21 protein-coding genes are annotated in these 18,914 nt (G+C 64.0%); 15 read left to right on the plus strand and 6 right to left on the minus strand.

Going from position 1 to position 18,914, the window contains the following annotated elements:
• The first annotated feature begins 53 nt into the window (after positions 1-53).
• From HV753_RS22915 to HV753_RS22935, 5 genes are all read left to right on the plus strand, one after another.
• Positions 54-800 carry a sulfite exporter TauE/SafE family protein gene (locus HV753_RS22915; protein WP_175176874.1) on the plus strand — a complete coding sequence of 249 codons (747 nt, stop codon included), beginning with the start codon at positions 54-56 and terminating at the stop codon, positions 798-800.
• 54 nt (positions 801-854) lie between these two features.
• Positions 855-1,079, plus strand: a complete 225-nt coding sequence (locus HV753_RS22920; protein ID WP_175176875.1) for a hypothetical protein — start codon at positions 855-857, stop codon at positions 1,077-1,079.
• Between the two features lie 341 nt (positions 1,080-1,420).
• Positions 1,421-1,633, plus strand: a complete 213-nt coding sequence (locus HV753_RS22925; RefSeq protein WP_175176876.1) for a hypothetical protein — start codon at positions 1,421-1,423, stop codon at positions 1,631-1,633.
• A 146-nt stretch (positions 1,634-1,779) separates the two neighbouring features.
• Positions 1,780-2,892 (plus strand): AGE family epimerase/isomerase, encoded by a 1,113-nt coding sequence (locus HV753_RS22930; RefSeq protein WP_175176977.1) that lies wholly within the window; start codon positions 1,780-1,782, stop codon positions 2,890-2,892.
• A gap of 128 nt (positions 2,893-3,020) precedes the next feature.
• The gene (locus HV753_RS22935; RefSeq protein WP_082386981.1) at positions 3,021-3,236 is read left to right on the plus strand and encodes a hypothetical protein; all 216 of its coding nucleotides are present in this window, start codon (positions 3,021-3,023) and stop codon (positions 3,234-3,236) included.
• 111 nt (positions 3,237-3,347) lie between these two features.
• Here the strand turns inward: HV753_RS22935 and HV753_RS22940 are convergent, their stop codons facing one another.
• Positions 3,348-4,283: a LysR substrate-binding domain-containing protein gene (locus HV753_RS22940; RefSeq protein ID WP_175176877.1), complete on the minus strand. Its 936-nt coding sequence runs from the start codon at positions 4,281-4,283 to the stop codon at positions 3,348-3,350.
• 124 nt (positions 4,284-4,407) lie between these two features.
• Between HV753_RS22940 and HV753_RS22945 the strand changes: the two genes are divergently transcribed.
• From HV753_RS22945 to HV753_RS22975, 7 genes are all read left to right on the plus strand, one after another.
• A complete protein-coding gene (locus tag HV753_RS22945) occupies positions 4,408-5,400 on the plus strand; it encodes a Bug family tripartite tricarboxylate transporter substrate binding protein (protein WP_175176878.1) in 993 nt (330 codons plus the stop codon).
• Positions 5,401-5,402: 2 nt separating this feature from the next.
• On the plus strand, positions 5,403-6,281 hold the full coding sequence (locus HV753_RS22950) for an N-formylglutamate amidohydrolase (protein WP_175176879.1): 879 nt from the start codon (positions 5,403-5,405) through the stop codon (positions 6,279-6,281).
• 146 nt (positions 6,282-6,427) lie between these two features.
• A complete protein-coding gene (locus HV753_RS22955; RefSeq protein WP_175176880.1) occupies positions 6,428-6,736 on the plus strand; it encodes a hypothetical protein in 309 nt (102 codons plus the stop codon).
• Positions 6,737-6,889: 153 nt separating this feature from the next.
• On the plus strand, positions 6,890-7,921 hold the full coding sequence (locus HV753_RS22960; protein WP_175176881.1) for an ABC transporter substrate-binding protein: 1,032 nt from the start codon (positions 6,890-6,892) through the stop codon (positions 7,919-7,921).
• Complete coding sequence (locus tag HV753_RS22965) at positions 7,908-8,930, plus strand: ABC transporter permease (RefSeq protein ID WP_175176882.1); 1,023 nt, start codon at positions 7,908-7,910, stop codon at positions 8,928-8,930. The genes HV753_RS22960 and HV753_RS22965 overlap by 14 nt, the downstream gene beginning before the upstream one ends.
• Positions 8,924-9,715 (plus strand): ABC transporter ATP-binding protein, encoded by a 792-nt coding sequence (locus tag HV753_RS22970; protein ID WP_175176883.1) that lies wholly within the window; start codon positions 8,924-8,926, stop codon positions 9,713-9,715. The genes HV753_RS22965 and HV753_RS22970 overlap by 7 nt, the downstream gene beginning before the upstream one ends.
• Complete coding sequence (locus tag HV753_RS22975) at positions 9,712-11,139, plus strand: c-type cytochrome (RefSeq protein ID WP_246288362.1); 1,428 nt, start codon at positions 9,712-9,714, stop codon at positions 11,137-11,139. The genes HV753_RS22970 and HV753_RS22975 overlap by 4 nt, the downstream gene beginning before the upstream one ends.
• 10 nt (positions 11,140-11,149) lie before the next feature.
• Here HV753_RS22975 and HV753_RS22980 read toward each other — a convergent pair whose 3' ends face one another.
• Entirely contained in the window at positions 11,150-11,992 is an 843-nt protein-coding gene (locus tag HV753_RS22980) for a LysR family transcriptional regulator (protein ID WP_175176884.1), read from the minus strand.
• Positions 11,993-12,106: 114 nt separating this feature from the next.
• Here HV753_RS22980 and HV753_RS22985 point away from each other — a divergent pair, with 114 nt between their 5' ends.
• Complete coding sequence (locus HV753_RS22985) at positions 12,107-13,090, plus strand: bile acid:sodium symporter family protein (protein WP_175176885.1); 984 nt, start codon at positions 12,107-12,109, stop codon at positions 13,088-13,090.
• Positions 13,091-13,120: 30 nt separating this feature from the next.
• On the opposite strand, the gene HV753_RS22990 is transcribed toward HV753_RS22985, so the two are convergent.
• A complete protein-coding gene (locus tag HV753_RS22990; RefSeq protein ID WP_175176886.1) occupies positions 13,121-13,507 on the minus strand; it encodes a Rieske (2Fe-2S) protein in 387 nt (128 codons plus the stop codon).
• 50 nt (positions 13,508-13,557) lie between these two features.
• Positions 13,558-15,363, minus strand: a complete 1,806-nt coding sequence (locus tag HV753_RS22995; RefSeq protein ID WP_175176887.1) for an ABCB family ABC transporter ATP-binding protein/permease — start codon at positions 15,361-15,363, stop codon at positions 13,558-13,560.
• A 273-nt stretch (positions 15,364-15,636) separates the two neighbouring features.
• Here HV753_RS22995 and HV753_RS23000 point away from each other — a divergent pair, with 273 nt between their 5' ends.
• Positions 15,637-16,464, plus strand: coding sequence for an aldo/keto reductase (locus HV753_RS23000; protein WP_175176888.1), 828 nt, complete (start codon positions 15,637-15,639; stop codon positions 16,462-16,464).
• Positions 16,465-16,531: 67 nt separating this feature from the next.
• Here the strand turns inward: HV753_RS23000 and HV753_RS23005 are convergent, their stop codons facing one another.
• A complete protein-coding gene (locus tag HV753_RS23005) occupies positions 16,532-16,729 on the minus strand; it encodes a hypothetical protein (RefSeq protein WP_175176889.1) in 198 nt (65 codons plus the stop codon).
• Positions 16,726-17,901 carry a PepSY-associated TM helix domain-containing protein gene (locus HV753_RS23010; RefSeq protein WP_175176890.1) on the minus strand — a complete coding sequence of 392 codons (1,176 nt, stop codon included), beginning with the start codon at positions 17,899-17,901 and terminating at the stop codon, positions 16,726-16,728. The genes HV753_RS23005 and HV753_RS23010 overlap by 4 nt, the downstream gene beginning before the upstream one ends.
• Positions 17,902-18,144: 243 nt before the next feature.
• Here HV753_RS23010 and HV753_RS23015 point away from each other — a divergent pair, with 243 nt between their 5' ends.
• Positions 18,145-18,858: a metallophosphoesterase gene (locus HV753_RS23015; protein WP_175176891.1), complete on the plus strand. Its 714-nt coding sequence runs from the start codon at positions 18,145-18,147 to the stop codon at positions 18,856-18,858.
• The last annotated feature ends 56 nt before the right edge of the window (positions 18,859-18,914 follow it).

Here is an 18,914-nt window from a genome sequence, read left to right on the forward strand (position 1 = left end):
TAGAATGGCGTGCGCCAGGGAAGGCCTGGCATTTCTCTGGGTGCACGTCGTAAATGGACTCCCTATATGTGCTGGTCGTGGTGGGCGCCATGGCCGCGGGATTTGTGCAGGGCCTGTCGGGGTTCGGATTCGGGATGGTGGCCATGTCCTTCTGGGCCTGGACGATCGACCCCAGGCTGGCTGCGGCGATGGCCGTGTTCGGTTCCTTGACGGGCCAACTGTTGGCCGCATTCACGGTACGGCGCGGCTTTGCACTGACGCATCTGTTGCCCTTCATCGTCGGCGGCTTGGCCGGTATTCCGCTGGGCGTGATGTTGTTGCCGCATCTGGATCCCTTGCTGTTCAAAACGTTCATCGGCGCCTTGCTGGGGATCTGGTGTCCGATCATGTTGTTCGCGACTCGTCTGCCGCGTATCACCGCAGGCGGCAAAGTCGCGGACGGCGTGGCGGGCGCCGTGGGCGGCATCATGGGCGGCATCGGCGGATTCACGGGCGTCATCCCGACGTTGTGGTGCACCCTGCGGGGGTTCGATCGCGATGTGCAACGCTCGGTGATTCAGAATTTCAATTTGTCCATGCTGGCGGTGACGATGGCCACCTACGTGTTCACGGGCGTGGTCACACGTGACATGCTGCCGTTGTTTGCCATGATCGTGCCTGCCATGCTTGTGCCCACGCTGCTGGGCGCGCGCTTGTATGTGGGCATTAGCGACATTGCGTTTCGCCGGATCGTGCTGGGCTTGCTGACGCTTTCCGGCATTGCGCTGCTGGCGTCATCGGTGCCCAAGCTGCTGGGCTAGCCCGAGGCGGCGCGGCCGGCATGCTATCGTTAAGCCTTCAAGAGAGAATCACGCATGGCATTGCATCGTTTCCAGAAAGGCGAACTGGGCCATTGGCTGCGGCTCGTTGCCGATAATTCCGAGCCGGGCGCCGCTCAAGCGGATGTGCCCGAGGAAGTCGCGAAGGCGCTGGTGACCTTGCGTTGCATTCAGGCTGGCGCCGATGGCCGCTGGCTTGTCACTGAAAAGGGCAAGCTTGCCCTTCGCATGGAAGAGCCAGGCGCCATACACGTGCGCTGAGCAACCGCTACGCAGGCGCTGGGCGCCGCTGGCCGCATTCCTGATCTGCCCCAAATATTGCGCGTCACATTGCAGTGGCTTGAGCCAAGACGCCTGAAGAACGGCATAGTTTGCGAATGATTTCGCTGTATGTCGTGAGTTCGAGGGTATTGGCGGGACAGTACGGGAATCTCCTGAGACGGAATGTGCGATTTGGCATCTTCTGGATGTATCGCGCCTGCTGTGTCGCCAGTAAGATGAACTTGCGTGACGCTTTCAGGTCTATTTATTGATGCGGGAATTCTGCTCCCGCCACGTCACGCGTGGTTCACGCGTTTAGGTAACCGACTGGGAGGTAGCACATGCAGCATCGTGACCAGGAAGTACTGATCGACGTTTCCACAGCGGCCATGGATACCGGCGGATATGGCGTTTTGCTGACGGTAACGGCCGAGGGCGGCACCGAAGTGGATGCCGCATTTTCCCACTTGGGCAACTGCGCTTCGTTGGACGAAGCACGTGGTCGCGCGGAAATTTTCGCGCAGAACTGGGTCGAGGAAAATATCTTCCGATAGGGCACGGCCCTGGGCGAAGCCAAGAGGTTGAACCGGTCTGTGCGGGCATGACGCTGCGGAGAATACTCGAAAGTTTGCGACGAAAATTTCGGTTATCGTTGCTGCTCCAAAACCTGGGGCCCTTTTTGGGTATGCGTCGTTCCAAGATGATTGCCGCACAGACCAACCTCTCTCTTGCAGAGCATGTCCGCGCGCTGCGCGAGCATTTCGATGGCGTGATCCTGCCCATGTGGATGGGGCGGGGCTTCAATGACGCCACGGGTCTACCCTTTGAATCGCTGGATGCCGCAACGGGCGAGCCGCTTGCGCCGGTGCGTTATCGGGCCATGGCGTGCGCCCGGCAACTGTACGTGTTTGCGCAGGCGCCCGGTGTTGCCGCCGGCCAGCATGCCGACCGCCTGTTTGAATCATTGCGCCGTGTGTTTCGCGACGAGGCGCACGGCGGATGGCGATATAGCGTGGACGCCGATGCGCGTCCGCTGGACGAAACCCAGGATCTGTATACGCACGCATTCATCGTTCTGGCCTGCGCGGCGTATTTTCAGCGCAGCCGCCATGCGGATGCGCGCAAGCTCATGTTGACGACCGCGTCGACGATTGAGGCGCGCTTCAAGACGCGCGACGGGCTATACCACGCGGCGCTGAGCCCTGACTTTGTTCAGGCGCTGCGCCCGCCCGCGCAGAATCCCATGATGCATCTGACCGAGGCGTATCTGGCTGCGGCCCAGGTGGCCGAGCCCGCATTGTTCGCGCAGCACTTGCGCGGCTTGGCGCAGGGCATCAGCCAGTTTTTCGTGCACGTGCCCACGCAATGTATTTCCGAGGCGTTGCAAGGCACGGCAGGCAACCGACTGGAACCCGGGCACCAATTCGAATGGCTATCGCTGGTGCATGGGGCCACCGAAGTCTTTGAAAGCCTGGACCTGGTGGAATCGCTGCCGCGTGCAGTGCATTGGTCCCGGGCGCATGGCGTGGCTGCCGATGGGACGGGGGTGCTGGCGTCATTGAATGAGTCGGGGGCCGTCATCGACGATACGCGCCGTATCTGGGCGCAGACGGAATATCTGCGTGCCTTGGCGGTGCAGGGCGATTGGCCGGCGCTGGTGGAGGGACTTGCCAATTTCCGCGCGCGTTTCCTGCACGAAGGGGGCTGGTTCGAGTGCCTGGATGGAGCGGGTAATGTCGTGCGGGCCGATATGCCGTCCACGTCGCCTTACCACCTGGCAACCTGCCTGGCAGCCCTGCCGATTGTTGTTTAATGATCACGTTAACAATTGTTGTTTAATGATCGCGTTAACAATTTTTGTCGTTCTGTTGTCATGAATTGATAGAAAAATATTGGTGAAATCCCTTACAATTTGCTAACACTGTTTGTGGGGAAGCATCAATGAGCGTTATGTGCTTGGCTTGCCAACGCATCAATCCGGGGCTTTCGGGCGTAGCACCGCATTCGCACCTGGGACATCAAGGTTTCACCAATCCGACGCAGAAAGGGCGTGAGGAAAGCCGCGAAGACCATTTCCGCTGCCTGAGTTGCGGCGCAAAATGGTTGCGTGAAACCGATAAGTGGGGCGTGGACCTGGGCTTCAAGCTTGCGCCTTGATTCGTTGCGCTGCCGTGTTGAAAGCGGGCCTCTGTGAAGAGGCCCGTTTCATTTTGAATTGCTTTGCGCCGTTCCCCGAAACTTTATGTATCAGCCCAACCCGCCTTGGAGTCAGGGCGTTGGCCTGGCGGCGAGCACGTCGGGGTCCGCGTTGGCGGTTTGCAGCAGCCATTGCCGGAAACAGGCCAGCGCGTAGTGATCGCGGCGCTGAGCCGGCGCGCACAAGTGATAGCCGCGGCTTAATCGGATGGGCAGGTCGGGAAAGGGGGCGGCCACTCGGCCGGCCTGGAGTTCGTCACGCACCAGGCAGCGCTGCAACACGGCGATCCCCATGTCGGCCATGACGGCGCGGACCAGGATGGATACCTGGTCGAATCCGTTGGACAGCGCGACGGCATCGCGCGGCACGCCAGCCGCCGTGAACCATTGGGCCCAGTTGTCCTTGCCGTTCGAGTGATACAGCAGCGGTTCGCCCAGCAGGCCGTTGGGTGTGTTCCACAACCCCTGAGCCTGCCTGGTGGCCAGTCGTCCGGGATGGCAGATCACCACCATTTCCCGACCGATGACGTAGTCGGCTTGCCATCCGGGCCACTGTTCGGGCGTGCCGGACAGGATGCTGGCGTCGGGTGTCGCGCCTGAAAAGTCCTCATTGCGCCGATAGGCCACAAAACTCAGGTGGATCTCGGGATGACGGCGGTGGAAGTCGGGCAGGTGCGGCACCAGCCAGGCGCTGGCCAACGTGGGAACCGTGGAAAGCGTCAGGTGGAAGCGGCGGTCGTCCGCCCGAAGTTCGGTGCTGAGCGCTTCAATGGCCTGCAACGGTGCCTGTGCACCTTCGTAGAGCCGCCGCCCCATGTCGGTCAGGGTCAGCCCGTGCGCGTTCCTGTGCATCAAGGGCTGGCCGAAATGCGCCTCCAGGCGCGAGATGGCGCGGCTGATGGCGCCCTGGGTCACGCACAGGGTCTGCGCGGCTTGGGTGAAGCTGCCCAAGCGCGCCGCCGTGATGAAGGCATGCAGCTCGGACATGGAGGGCGAGTGCAAACGCATTGAGCATGATCTTTGGTAATGAAGGAGTGCAATATAGTCGTTTGAAAGGAGATCGTAAAGTTTGGACACTGGCGGCCGTGTTCGTAGACCCATCACCGACCTTATCCATTTTCGGAGTCGCCTCATGTCCCGCCATCTGTTGAACCGGTCTGCGCGTTTCGCGCTTGCCGGCATGTTCGCCACGTTGTCCTTTGCCGGCATTGCCCAAGCCGCCGACTATCCGTCCCGTCCGATCAAGCTTGTCGTGCCGTTTGCCGCGGGTGGGTCGACCGACATCGTTGCCCGCCTGGTGGCGGAGTACGCGGGGCGTGATCTGAAGCAGACCATCGTGGTTGAGAACAAGGCGGGCGCGGGCGGCTCGATGGGCATGGAGCAGGTAGCCCGGTCCACGCCGGACGGCTACACCATCGGCATGGCCACGATGAGCACGCATGGCTCGAACCCCGCCGTGTACCGCAAGATGAACTACGACCCCATCAAGGATTTCGCGCCCGTGGCCAATGTGTTGGCCGTGCCCAGCATCTTTGCGATCAATCCGAACTTGCCGGCCAAGAACATGGCTGAATTCGTGGCGCTGTCCAAGAGCGCGCCGGCCGACCGCTACAGCTTTGCGTCGCCGGGCGTGGGATCGCTGGGCCACGTGAACATTGAGAACTTCATGATGCTGTCGGGTATCAAGCTGCTGCACGTGCCGTATCGCGGCGCGGGCCCTGCCTTGAACGATGTGATGGGCGGGCAGGTGGATGCGATCACCGACAATCTGTCGTCGACCTTGCCGCAGGTGCTGGGCGGCAAATTGCGCCCGTTGGCCGTGCTGGGCGCGCAGCGTTCGCCGCTGCTGCCGGACGTGCCCACCTACATCGAGTTGGGCTATCCCGACATGGGCACCGGCGGCTGGTTTGGCCTGGTGGCGCCGGCCGGCACGCCGACCGCCGTGATCGACCGCTTGAACCAGGCGGTGCGCGCCGCGATGCAGGACCCCGAGTTCCGCAAGAAGGCCGAGGACGTGGGTGGTACGCTGATGCCGACGACCCCGCAAGAGTTCCAGGTCCAGATCGAACAGGCCCTGGCCCGCTACGCCAAGGTGGCCAAGGCCGCCAACATTCAGGCTGACTGACGATGACTCACGCCGATTTCAACGCGGTTTCCGTGCATGAACCTCAAGGACCGGCGTTGCCGCTGGTCTGTGATTCGCCTCACAGCGGCGAACGCTATCCCGATGATTTCGGGGCGGTCGCAACGCATTCGCAGCTGCGCCAGGGCGAAGACACGCACGTGGACGTGTTGTGGTCGGCGGCCCCCGCCTTGGGAGCCACGTTGATCGCGGCGAATTTCCCGCGTGTGTATATCGACCCGAACCGCACCTTGCAGGATCTGGATCCGGAATTGCTGGCCGAACCCTGGCCCGATCCTCTGGAACCGGGCGAGAAGACCCGCTTGGGCAAGGGATTGATCTGGCGCCGCATGGACAAGGCCACGCCGATCTATGACCGAAAGCTGACGCTGGATGAGGTGCGGCATCGCATTCAGGCGTACTACCAGCCCTATCACGCGGCGCTGTCGCAAGCGATCAAGGGGGTTGAGCAACGCTTTGGCGCGGTCTGGCACTTGAACCTGCATTCCATGCCCAACGACGCCTACGAGCGCCTGGGCCGGCAAAGCGAGCATCCCCTGGCTGACTTTGTACTGGGCGACCGGGACGGCACCACGTGCGAGCCGGAATTCATTGCACTGATCGAGAAGGCCCTGCGCGATCTGGGCTACACGGTTGCGCGCAATGATCCCTACAAGGGCGTGCAATTGATCGCGCAGATCGGCCAGCCGGCGCTGAACCGGCACAGTCTGCAAGTGGAGATCCGGCGCCCGTTGTACATGGACGAGGCCACGCGCGAGCGCAACGCGGGTTTTGAATTGCTCCGCGGGCATCTCTCGCAAGTGCTGGAGCAGGTGGCGGATTACGTGCGGGTCCGCATGAGCGCCGTTACATCGACAAAATAAACGAGTTTGTGTTTTGGAATGCCTGGAAGCCGGGATTGATGCAGATCAATCCCGGTTTTTTACAGGGTGCTTAAGTTTTCTTGTGCCGGGCCGTTGTCGCTAACAACGAGCTGCGCCGTCTTTGGCCGTGGCGATAGGGAACCGTAATGCTAGAGAAGACTATCAACGGGTTTTCAGTGGTGGCGTATGCGACGCAACCAGAGGGGCGCACGCCTGCGCGGGCGTTTTTGGAGACAAGGCGTCTTAAGCCCAAAGTGAAGGCGGCAGACGCTCCCGCGCAGGAAGCGGAGGAGCCGGGAGAATCGGAAGACGCCAAACCGGAAGGCCAGCCTTTCGAGATCTTCGTCAGCCGGCGGTTTCGCAGCGCGATCGAAGCGATGTCGGCAGCGCGCAACGCGCTGGACCGCGTGAAAAGCGTGGATGAGGACGGCGTGCCGGATCACCTGCCGGAGTAGCGCACGCCGGGGTTTCGGACGCGCTGGCCGAGACTGGCGAGCCGCCGGTCCCATATTGTTATCCCCACTTTGTATTTGTCGAACACCTGAGCGCAGGCTGATGATGCCGCATGGCAATCATCGCCATTCACAGTCTGCTCAAAAGGAAGGTTGATGAATACGAACGTCCATTCCAGCGCGCTAACCGCGCGCGGAGTCTCACGCCGCGCGTTGTTGCGCGCGGCAAGTGTCGCGGGATTGGCCGCGCCGCTGGGCATGCTGGGTTCCCGCGTGCTGGCGGCCGACGCTGCACCACGCACGTTCAAGATCGCTTGGAGTCAGACCGCCGTCTGCCAGTCGCCCGTGTCGGTGGCGCTTGAGCGCGGCTTCTTCGAAAAGTACGGCTTGAAGGTTGAGCGCATCAATTTCAGCGGGTCGACCGATCAGTTGCTGGAAGCGATTGCCACCGGGCACGCCGATGGCGGCATCGGCATGGCGTTGCGATGGCTCAAGCCGCTGGAGCAAGGCTTTGACGTGAAACTGGCGGTGGGCACGCACGGCGGCTGCATGCGCTTGCTGACCGCGGAAGATTCGCCCGTCAAGAGCGTGAATGACCTGAAGGGCCGCCGCGTGGCCGTGTCCGACCAGGCCAGCCCGGTGAAGAACTTCTTTGCGATCCGTGTGGCGCAATTGGGCATCGACCCTGAGTCCGTGGACTGGCGCCAGTATCCGCAAGACCTGTTCGGCGAAGTGCTGAGAAAGGGCGAGGTGGATGCGATTGCCGGCGACGATCCGCTGATCTACACGCTGCGCGAAGACAACAAGCTGCGCGAGATAGCCACCAACATCGAAGGCGATTACGAGAACCGGACGTGCTGCGTGCTGGGCTTGCGCGGCGACTTGGTGCGCAAGGATCCCGAGGCGGCTGCGGCCATCACCCGCGCGGTGATCGATGCGCAGCGCTGGACCGCATCCAATCCCGATGAGACGGCCCGCATCTTCGCGCCGTATGTGCCAGGCAAGGTGCCCGCCGAGCGAGTGGCCGCGATCTTGCGCAGCCACAGCCATGGGCATGCGTCGACGGGAGCCGCGCTGCGCGAGGAGATCGTGGGTTACGCCAAGGACCTGAAGACGATCAAGGTGCTGAGCGCGAATCTGGACATCAACAAGTACGCGCAAGTGGTGGTGCCCAATGTCCTCGGCTGACGCATTGCTGCCGGCCCGCGCCGCAGGCGCGGCGCGAGTGCCAGGGGCCGGCTGGCGCTTGTGGAAGACAGGCGTGGCGGCGGCCGTCGCCTGGGCCGGCGTGGGCGGGGTGACGCTGGGATGGCCGAACGTTGAAGTGGGCTTCTCGTCATGGGGCTATACGCGGGAGTTCGGCGTGGCGGCGCTGACGTTGGCCGTGCTGCTTTTGCTGGCAGCGGTGTCCGGCGTCGAGCAGGCGCGTCCGGTGCGCGCGTTGCGCCGCGCCGGGCCCTGGCTGGTGGTGCTGGCCGTGGCGGTGGGCGCGTGGGAAATTGCCACGGCGAAACTGGCGCTGCTACCCAGCCCATTCTTCGCCCCGCCGCAATCGTTGATCGAGGTCTACGTCACGGACTACAAGCGCTTGGCGGACAGCTTGGCGAATTCGCTGTGGCTGCTGGCCAATGGCTTCTTGTTGGGGGCGGCGGCAGGCTTTCTGACGGGCGTGGCGATCGGTTGGTCGCGCGGATTGGGCTATTGGGTGCATCCGGTGCTGCGCTTTCTGGGACCGGTACCGTCCACCGCGCTGCTGCCGATGGCGTTCTTCTTCTTTCCCTCCAGTTGGTCGGCGGCGGTGTTCCTGATCGCGCTGGCGACCTGGTTCCCCGTCACGGTGCTGACGTGGTCGGGCGTGGCGGGCGTGAATCGCGCCTATTACGACGTGGCGCGCACGATGGGCGCGAACGAATGGTTCCTGGTGCTGCGCGTGGCCATACCCGCCGCCTTGCCGCAGGTTTTCGTGGGCCTGTTCATGGGGCTGGGGGCATCGTTCTCGGTGTTGGTGGCGGCCGAAATGATGGGCGTGAAATCCGGGTTGGGCTGGTACTTGTCCTGGGCGCAGGGCTGGGCGTCCTACGCCAACATGTACGGTGCGCTGATCGTCATGGCGCTGGTGTTCTCGGGGTTGATCACCTTGTTGTTCCTGGGGCGTGACCGCCTCCTGGCCTGGCAGAAGGGAGTCGTGAAATGGTAGTGGCAGCGGTGGCGGACGCTTCCGCCGCGCGCGGCGCGGCGCTGGCCGTGCAGGGCGTGAATCATCATTTTGATCTGGACGGCGCGGCGTTGCCGGTGTTGGACAACATCGACCTGGAGGTGAAGCCGGGCGAATTCGTGGCGCTGCTAGGGCCCAGCGGATGCGGAAAATCGACGCTGTTGCGGTTGGTGGCAGGGCTGGAGCCGCCGGCGCAAGGCGGATTGCTGGCTGACGGAGCGCCGATCGAAGGACCATCGCCGTCGCGCATCGTGGTGTTCCAGGACCCCACGCTGTATCCATGGCGCACGGTGTGGAACAACGTGGCCCTGGGTCTACAGGCGCGGGGTTTGCTGAAGACCGAACGCCATCGCGTGGATGATGCGTTGCAGCGCGTGGGCTTGGCGGCCTTCAGCCAGGCGTATCCGCATCAGTTGTCGGGAGGCATGGCGCAACGTGCCGCGCTGGCCCGCGCTCTGGTCAATGACCCGCGCATTTTGATTCTGGATGAGCCGTTGGGAAAGCTGGATTCGCTGACGCGCATCGCCATGCAATCCGAACTGGTCGAGCTATGGCAACGCACGGGGTTCACGGCCCTGTTGGTGACGCACGACGTGGAGGAGGCCTTGTTCATGGCGTCGCGCATCGTGGTGCTGAGCGAACGGCCCGCGCGGATCAAGGATGAGATCGTCAATGACCTGCCGTATCCCCGGCATCGGGGCGACCCTCGGTTGGCCGAACTGCGTCACCGCGCGTTGTCCTTGCTGGGCTTGGATGCGACGTGGTGAGCAACGGAGGGCTGGCGTTTGCCGCGGCAGCGGCGGGCGCTGCCATGCTGGCATGGTCCGCCAGCCGGCTGCGAGTGGGCGAGGTTGGCGCGCTGCGGTTGCACTGGCTGGCGGGCGGGGCGCTGGCAGCATCCGCGATCTTGCTGGGATTGTCGTGGCATGCCGTGCAAGGCGTGCCTGGCCTGCTGGGTTCCAGGATGGGACACCTGGCGCTGACGGTGACGGCGGTCTTGCTATTGTCGGCACTGGCTGCCGCCTGGCTGCATAGTCGGGCGAGTCAGGTTGAAGCGGGTGCCACGGCAGCATGGCGGCGCGGCGCGGCGGTGGCCATGGCAGCGTTGGCATTGCTGGCGTTGATCCTGGCGGCGGCGATATGGCGGCTGCCGCAGGATGCCGCCGCGATGACGCATTGGCCGTTCGCGTGGCGCTACGACCCGGACCTGCCGGTCAGCCCGCATACTTGGAAGCGCCTGTGGCTGGCGTTGGCGCAGACCGGCGTGGCGGCGGCGTTGCTGGTAGGCGCGCTGTTTGCCAGGCGATGGCGGATCGGCCTGTTGGCGCTGGCCGCCGTGCTGGCCTTCAGCGCCAGTTGGCCGCGTCCGCAAATGCTGCTGACGGAAGCAAGAAGCACGTCGTTCCAACGGTCGCCCTTGGCGTTCTCGGATACCAACGTGTTGCAGGGCGGACGGCTGTACCAGGCGCACTGCGCGGGTTGTCACGGCGCGAAGGCCGATGGCCGGGGGGCGCTTGCCGCGAGCCTGCCCACGTGGCCCAGTGTGTTGGGTGCGGCGCTGTTCGACAACCGGCCGGAGGGCGAGCTGCATTGGCGCGTGGCGCAAGGCGGTGGCCCAGCCTTGTCCGCGTCTGGCTCGCATGCATTTCTGGCGGTGCTGGGGCCTGACGAGATTTGGCAGGTGCTGGATTACCTGCGCTTGCAGGCCTATGGCACAAGCGGGGGGACGGGCATGCCGGCGATCCCGGCGCCGGTCGTGGAGCTTGCCTGCCGCGACGGGCGCGCAGCACGCTTGAGCGGATTGCGAGGGTTGCCCTTGCGTGTGATGGCGCATGCGCCAGGTGCGCCGGACGAGCCGCAGGACCCGCGCTTGTTGACGGTCGCGCTGACGCGCGGCGCGACGGGCGAGGTGAATGCCGATTGTGTGGCGGCCAGCGGCGAGGCCTGGGATGCCTACGCGCTGGCGGCCGGCGTGCCATCCGCCGGACTGGCGGGCGCGCAATTCATGGTGGACCGCCGTGGCTGGCTGCGCGCACGCCGCTTGCCCGGCGCGGCGCCGGCCTGGACCAGCGCCGACAACGTGTGCGGGCCGGGCGGGCGCATGGAAAACACGAGCGCTGGTGGGTTGGGTGATTTGTTGCTGGCGATGGATCGTGCCCCCATCGCTGTTCCAGACGTTCGGCGTCGATGAGGCGCGCGGTTCAGGTCAGCGTGCTGCGCATCAGGATTTCGGTCAGTGCGCGGGTAGGTTTGTTGGGCGCCGGGGCCGAGATCACGATGAACTCCACTTGGGGTAGCGCGGGCAGGTGGCCCGCGCCGGCGGGCGCGGCCAGGCCCATCGTGGACAGGTGCGAGGGTTGCACCGTGATGCCCAGGCCGGCACGCGCTGCGGCCTGGCAGCCGGCGTAGCTGGTGCTGGTGCAGACGATTTGCCAACTGCGGCCGGCGCGTGCCAGCGCATCCAGCGTCAGCGTGCGCGTGACGCTGGGTTCACGCAGCAGGATCAGCGGCAGCGGTTCGTCCGCGGCGATGCGCAAGCCTTCCTTGGCCCGCCACAACAAGGCTTCCTTGTGCAGGGTCTGCCCCCGGCGGTCGCCGCGGCGCCGCTTGCCGATCATCACATCCAGCCCGTTGTCGTCCAGCAGCTTATAGAGCTCGCTGGTGACGCCGATGGTCAGGTCCAGCTCGACTTCCGGGTGGGCCAGGCGGAAGGCGGCCAGCACGTCGGGTAGCGGCCCCATCGCCAGATCATCCGAGGTACCCAGGCGGACGCGGCCGCGCAGCCGGGGCGCATCGAACAGCCGTTCGGCGCGTTCGTGGGCGTCCAGGATGATTTCGGCATGCACCAGCAGGCTGCGGCCGTCGCTGGTCAAGGTGAGCGAATGCGTATCGCGCAGGAACAGGCGGCGGTTGACGGCGGCTTCCAGCTGCCGGATGTGCTCACTGACCGTGGGTTGGGTCAGGCCCAGCCGGCGGGCGGCTTCGGTGAAGCTGGGGGCGGCAGCGGCCGCCGCAAACGTCTTGAGCCATAGGGGGTTAAGCATGGGGGTGGGCGCTGGTCATAGGATTTCCCGATGACAGTTAAAGTAATCAGTGGTCTTCACGATGGCAAGGGGCGAGCCTATAGTTTTCCGTAACTTTCCGGAAACCTTGTTGCCATGCGCCGCTTCCTGCCCGACCAATTCACGCTCATCCTGATCGCCACGGTGGTCTTTGCCAGCTTTTTCCCCGCCGTGGGCAAGGGCGCGTCCTTCATGATGGTGGCCAGCAATGTGGCCATTTCGCTGCTGTTCTTCCTGCATGGCGCGCGCCTGTCCACGGACGCCATCGTGGCGGGCGTGAAGGATGTGCGCCTGCACGCGCTGATCCTGGCGTGCACCTTCATTCTGTTCCCGGCGCTGGGCCTGGGCCTGCGGGCGCTGTTTCCCGGGCTGCTGACGCCGTCGTTGTGGCTGGGCGTGCTGTTTGTCTGCACCTTGTCTTCCACCGTGCAATCGTCCATTGCGTTCACCTCCATGGCGCGCGGCAACGTGCCCGGCGCGATTTGCGCGGCAACGGCGTCAAATCTGCTGGGTACGGTGCTGACGCCGCTGCTGGTGGCTGTGTTGCTGCACCGCCAAGGTGGCGGGCACGGGCTGGCGGACGCGGGCCGCATCCTGTTGCAGTTGCTGTTGCCGTTCGCGGTGGGCAGCTTGTTGCGGCCGTGGATCGGCGCTTGGGCGCAGCGCAATAGCCGGACATTGTCCAAGGTGGATCGCAGTTCGATCCTGCTGGCCGTCTACACGGCGTTCAGCGAGGCCGTGGCGCAGGGGATCTGGCATGCCTTCCCGGCGATTGACCTGGCCACGATGTTACTGGTGAACGCCTTGTTGCTCGGGTCGGTGTTGCTGATCACGACCTGGGGCAGCCGCAAGTTGGGCTTGTCCAAGGAAAACGAGATCACGCTGGTCTTTTGCGGATCGAAGAAATCGCTGGCGTCAGGCATTCCATTGGCCACCGTGCTGTTTGGCACGTCGCAGATGGGCGTGGTGGTGCTGCCGTTGATGATCTTCCACCAGATGCAGCTGATGGTATGCGCGGTGCTGGCTCGCCGCTATGCGGAACGCCAGCAGCCGGTGGAAGTGGCGGTGGCAGGCGCCTAGCAGGCGGGGCCGGGGTTCATCGCGGCCCGGTCAGGCCGCCTCGTCGCGGGGGCGGATTTTTCCGCTGGGTTGCCAGAAGACGTCGCCGTCGCGTTCATGGACGGCCAGCACGGTCAGGCGGCCGTTCTTGCAGGGGCCGCCCACGCACACACCCGTATCCGGCTGATAGGTGGCGCCATGGCGCGCGCACATGATCAGGTCGCCGGCGCGCGTGAAAAAGCTGCCTTCCCAATCGAGTTCGACGCCGACGTGGGCGCAGCGGTTCAGGTAGCCATGCACGCGGTCCTGGAAACGGACGAAGAAGGCGGTGGTCTGGCCCGAGTTGTCGGTGACAGGTATCTTCACGCCTAGGCCGCCGTTGACGAGTTCGGAGGCGGCACAGACTCGGACTTCAGGGGCGGCGGGGGAATCTTGCATGGCGGACCTTCAATGAAAGGGGGCGATCTTCGGGCAGGGGGCCGGGCTTGTCAATCGGTGGGGGCCGTTGCAGCGCTGTCCTGCTGGCGGGCCCACATGCTGGCGTAGACACCGTTTTGGGCCAGCAACTGAGGATGACGGCCTCGCTCGATGATGCGGCCGTCGGACAGCACGATGATCTCGTCCGCGTCCGCCACCGTGGACAGGCGGTGGGCGATGATCAGCGTGCTGCGACCCTGGCTGACCTCTCGCAGGTTCGCCTGGATTTCGCGTTCGGTATGGGTGTCCAGCGCGCTGGTGGCCTCGTCGAACAGGAAGATGGCGGGGTTCTTCAGGATGGTGCGTGCAATCGCGACGCGCTGCTTTTCGCCACCCGACAACTTCAGGCCGCGCTCGCCCACCATGGTCTGGTAGCCATCGGGCATGGTCAGGATCAGGTCGTGGATGTGCGCCAGCCGCGCGGCGGCCTGGATCTCGGCGTCGGTCGCGCCGGGCCGGCCATAGCCGATGTTGTAGTGAATGGTGTCGTTGAACAGCACCGTGTCTTGCGGCACCACGCCAATCGCTGCCCGCAGGCTGCCTTGCGTGACGTCGCGCACGTCCTGGCCGTCCACCAGGATGGCGCCGCTGTCGGTGTCGTAGAAACGGAACAGCAGGCGGGCGATCGTGGATTTGCCGGCGCCGGACGTACCCACCACCGCCACGGTCTTGCCTGCGGGAATGGTGAAGCTGACCCCTTTCAGGATGGGGCGGCGTTCGTCATAGCCGAAATGCACGTCGCGGAATTCGACCTGGCCGCCTGCGATCCGGAGCGGCAGGGCGTCGGGGCGGTCGGCCACTTCGCGATCCTGGCCCAGCAGTTCAAACATGCGTTCCATGTCGATGATCGCCTGCTTGATCTCGCGGTAGATGAAGCCGAAGAAGCTAAGCGGCTGGTAAAGCTGGAGCAGGTAGGTGTTGACCAGCACGAAGTCGCCCAGGGTGTAGCGGCCTTCGGCAATACCGGTGGCGGCCATCCACATGACGAGTGTCAGCCCGACCGAGATGATGGCGGCCTGGCCCACGTTCAGGATCGACAGGCTGACCTGGCTGCGCACGGCAGCGCGTTCGTAGCGGGTCAGCGAGGCGTCGTAGCGGCGTGCTTCGTGCTCTTCGTTGCCGAAGTACTTGACGGTTTCGTAGTTCAGCAGGCTTTCGATGGCCTTGGTGTTGGCCTCGGAGTCGGTCTCGTTCATCTGGCGCCGGAACTTTGCGCGCCACTCGGTCACGGCAAGCGTGTAGGCCATGTAAAGGATGACGGTGGCGCCCGTGGCTGCTGCCAGCCAGATGTCGAACATCTTCCACAGCACGATACAGACCAGGCCGATTTCAAAAAATGTCGGCAGGATGTTGAACAGCAGGAACGACAGCAGCGTCTGGATGCCCTTGGTGCCGCGTTCGATGGCGCGGGTCAGCCCGCCGGTCTGGCGTTGCAGGTGAAAGCGCAGTGCCAGGGCGTGCAGGTGCCGGAAGATTTGCAGGCCGACGGCACGGATGGCGTGCTGGCCGACGCGGGCAAAGATGGCGTCGCGCAGTTCCGAGAACAGCAGCGACAGCACCCGGGCCGTGCCGTAGGCCAGGATCAGCCCCAACGGCACCGTCACGGCGCCGGGGGCGCCCTTGCCGAGTTCGTCGATGGCGTGCTTGTAGATCAGCGGCACATAGACCGTGGCCGCCTTGGCGGCGAACAGACAGAGCAGGGCCGCGACCACGCGCACCTTCAGCCCCGTCATCCCTGGGGGCCAAAGATAGGGGAAAAGGGTGCGCAGAGTGGAAAAGCCGCCGCGATTTTCGGGCGGCGCGTCAGTGGATTTCATGGCTGGGCAGGGGGCTGATGCGGGGGGCGAGCCGGAGGGCGGGAGGGCGGTTGAGGGCCATTATCGGGCACCGGCGCTATTATTTGGCTGATAACCCCTGGTGCACACGGACCATTGCTGGGGGACGTTGATCCGGTAAAGTGATGCGGGCGCAGCTCGGCAAGCCTGCTTTTTGTCACTTCAATCCTGGGGTAGGCCGGGCTGTGCCCAGGATTGCGCGACCTGGCGCGTATTCGCCGCGCGAGCGTTGCGGTACAAGTTTCGGAGGGTCTTATGGCGAAAGTACCCGCAGTGAAGTTGAACGACGGCAACAAGATCCCGCAACTGGGGCTGGGCGTCTGGCAGGTGCCTGACGAGCAGGCCTCGTCCAGCGTGAAAGAGGCGCTGGCGGCCGGCTACCGCTCGGTGGACACCGCGGCCATTTACGGCAATGAGGCAGGCGTGGGCACCGGGCTGCGCGCGGCGGGTGTGGCGCGCAAGGACCTATTCGTCACCACCAAGCTCTGGAATGACCGGCACGGCTATGACGACGCCCACAAGGCGATGGACGAAAGCCTGGAAAAGCTGGGATTGGCCTATGTGGATCTGTATCTGATCCATTGGCCGGTGGCGGGCAGCGCCAAGTTCCTGGACGCCTGGCGCGCGATGGTCGAGATGAAGGAAGATGGCCGCGCCCGTTCGATCGGCGTATCCAATTTCACGCAGGCCAATCTGGAGCGGCTGATGGAAGCGTCGAAAGTGGTGCCGGCGGTGAATCAGATCGAGCTGCACCCGGGATTCGCGCAACGTGAGTTGCGGGCATTCCATGCCAAGCATGGGATCGCGACCGAATCCTGGAGCCCGTTGGCCCAAGGCAACATCACCAAGGAAAAGGTCATCCTGGATCTGGCGAAGAAGTATGGAAAGTCGCCCGCACAGGTGACGCTGCGCTGGCACTTGCAGAGTGACCTGATCGTGATTCCGAAATCGGTCACGCCCGCCCGCATCCGCGAGAACATCGATGTGTTCGACTTTGAATTGTCGGTGGACGACATGGCGGCGATCGACGGCATCAAGGAAAGCCCGCGTTTGGGGCCGGACCCCGCGCAATTCGGCAAATAGGGCCGAGGACGGCCGCGAGGCAGGGGGCGCGACGCTCCCTGTGTCTGGCGGCCGTCTTGCTTGCTGCCTAGTGCTTCAGTGGGAAGCACCAGTAGCGCACGATGACGACCAGCAGGATGGTCAGCGTGATCCAGGAGGCCCAGTGCCACGCGCCGGTACCCAACAGGGCAGCCAGCAGGCCGAACACGCTTAGTGCGCCCAGCAGGGTCGGCACACCCCAGACAAACATGAAGCCTCGACTGCCTTTGCTTTTGTGGGCGCTCATGCGGGAGTCCTTTGCGGGGCGGCGGCGGCTTGGTGCTTTTTCACGAGTTCGTTGATGCGTGCTTCCGTGGCGCGGCGGCGTGCCAGCCACAGGTAAAGGCCGCTGACGAGGACCACGATGGTGATCAGGTCCAGTAGCGCCCAGATGATTTTCAGGGGCAGTCCGGCGTAATCGCCGAAGTGCAGCGGGCGGGAGACTTCCAGCGCGGTCAGGTACCAGGGCATCTTGGCCACGGTCGTCAGCGCGCCGGTCTTGCCGTCCACCAGCACAGGCGTGTTCAATTTCGAGGTCAGCGGGGTGTCGCCGCGCATCCAGGCGATGTAGTGGTGCGGGCTGCCGAAGGCGTTGCCAGGGAACGCGATGAACGACACTTCGTTGCCCGGCAGGGCTTTTTTCGCGGTGTCGGCGGCCAACTGCGCAGAGGCCAGTTCGGTCGGTACGGTCTGGCCCTTGTAGGGTTCCAGGATGCGCACCAGTTCGGTCGATTGCCACAGGCGGAACAGCGGCGTGGACAGTTCATTGATGACGCCGGTGACGCCCACCACGAAAGCCCAGACCAGCGTCACGATGCCCAGCAGGTTGTGCAGGTCCAGCCATTTCAGGCGCGTGGAGCGTGCCGCTCGCACCGTGCCGAATTCCAGCTTCTTCATGAAGGGGCCGTAGAGCACCACGCCGGACACGATGGCCACGCAGAACAGCAAGCCCATGAAGCCCAGGAACAGTTCGCCGGGCAACCCCGCGAACAGGTCCACGTGCAGGGCCAGCATGATGCCCATGAAAGAGAACTTGTCCTGGGTATAGGGCGGGCCATCCAGCAGCACGTCGCCCGTGCGGCCGTCCATGCGCACCGCGTGCCCGGAGGCCTGGCCGTCGCCCGGCTTCTTGGCCATGCCCACCCAGACTTGGGGTTCGTCCGGATCGAAGAACAGATAGTCGATCACTTCGCCCGGATACATGGATTTGGCGCTTTCGACCAGCTTGTCCAGATGAGCGGGCGGCGTGTTGGCCGGCACGTCAGACAAGGGCTTTGCATCATCCAGCCAGTGTTCGATTTCGTGGTGGAACACCAACGGCAAACCGGTCAGACAGATGATGAGCAGGAAGATGGTGCAGACGAGGCTGGTCCATTTATGGATCCAGTACCACGTCTTGATGGTGGAGGCGGCAGTCATGGCGACGGCAGGGGGCGACTTGCGCGGCCCCCTTTAAGGTATTGGTTGGGAAAGTCGGAACATTATCACGAACAATAGCGATTCTCGTAACGCAATATTTTGACCCCGATGGCAAGCGGGGCGCAAAGGCGTCCTGAGTGAAAGCGGGTTAAAACCAAGGGTCAGGCATCAACAGGCAAGAGCAGCCACGGCAAGGTTATGGGGACGGATTGTTCCGCGGGTAACCGGTGGCTTTGGATCATCATGGAGCAGCGATTTCTGAAAGTCCCGCGCAATGAACGCGGCCGCGATTTTGCGGTGGGCGACGTGCATGGGCATTTTTCCCGTTTACAGGAAAGCCTGGACCGGCTGGGTTTCGACCCGTCGCGGGACAGGCTGTTTTCCGTGGGCGACCTGGTGGACCGGGGGCCGGAAAGTGAGGCCGCGCTGGAATGGCTGGCGCAGCCCTGGTTCCACGCGGTGCAGGGCAACCACGAAGACTATGCAATCCGCCACGTCCGGACAGGAGAGGTGGATGTCATGAATTGGCGTGGGTACGGCGGCGGCTGGTTCCTGGACCTGCCGTCCGACCGGCAAAAAGTCTATGCCGAGGCGTTTGCGCGGTTGCCCATCGCCATCGAGGTTGAGACCTCGGCGGGCGGCGTCGGCCTGTTGCATGCGGATTGCCCGGTGCTGTTCTGGCCACGGCTGGAGTCCGCGCTGCAAGACCGCTACAAACGCACCAGCGCGACCTGCCAGTGGTCACGCGAACGCCTGCGGCAAATGGACCGGACGGCCATCATGGGCGTGCGGGCCGTGGTGGCGGGGCATACGCCGGTGGCGGCGCCGCTGTTGCTGGGCAACGTTTATCACATCGATACCGAAGGCTGGAGATCGGGTTATTTCACCTTCCTGGATCTTGAATCCCTGTCGGCGTGGCCGCACGAGGTGGTGACGGAGCTGATAGCGGAAGAATAGGTCGGCCGCGTGGCCGCAATGGCCGGCGGGCAAAGGCAACGGGCGCCCCAAGGGGC

Origin of the sequence: Achromobacter pestifer (assembly GCF_902859625.1) — a bacterium.
GTDB lineage: Bacteria > Pseudomonadota > Gammaproteobacteria > Burkholderiales > Burkholderiaceae_B > Achromobacter > Achromobacter pestifer.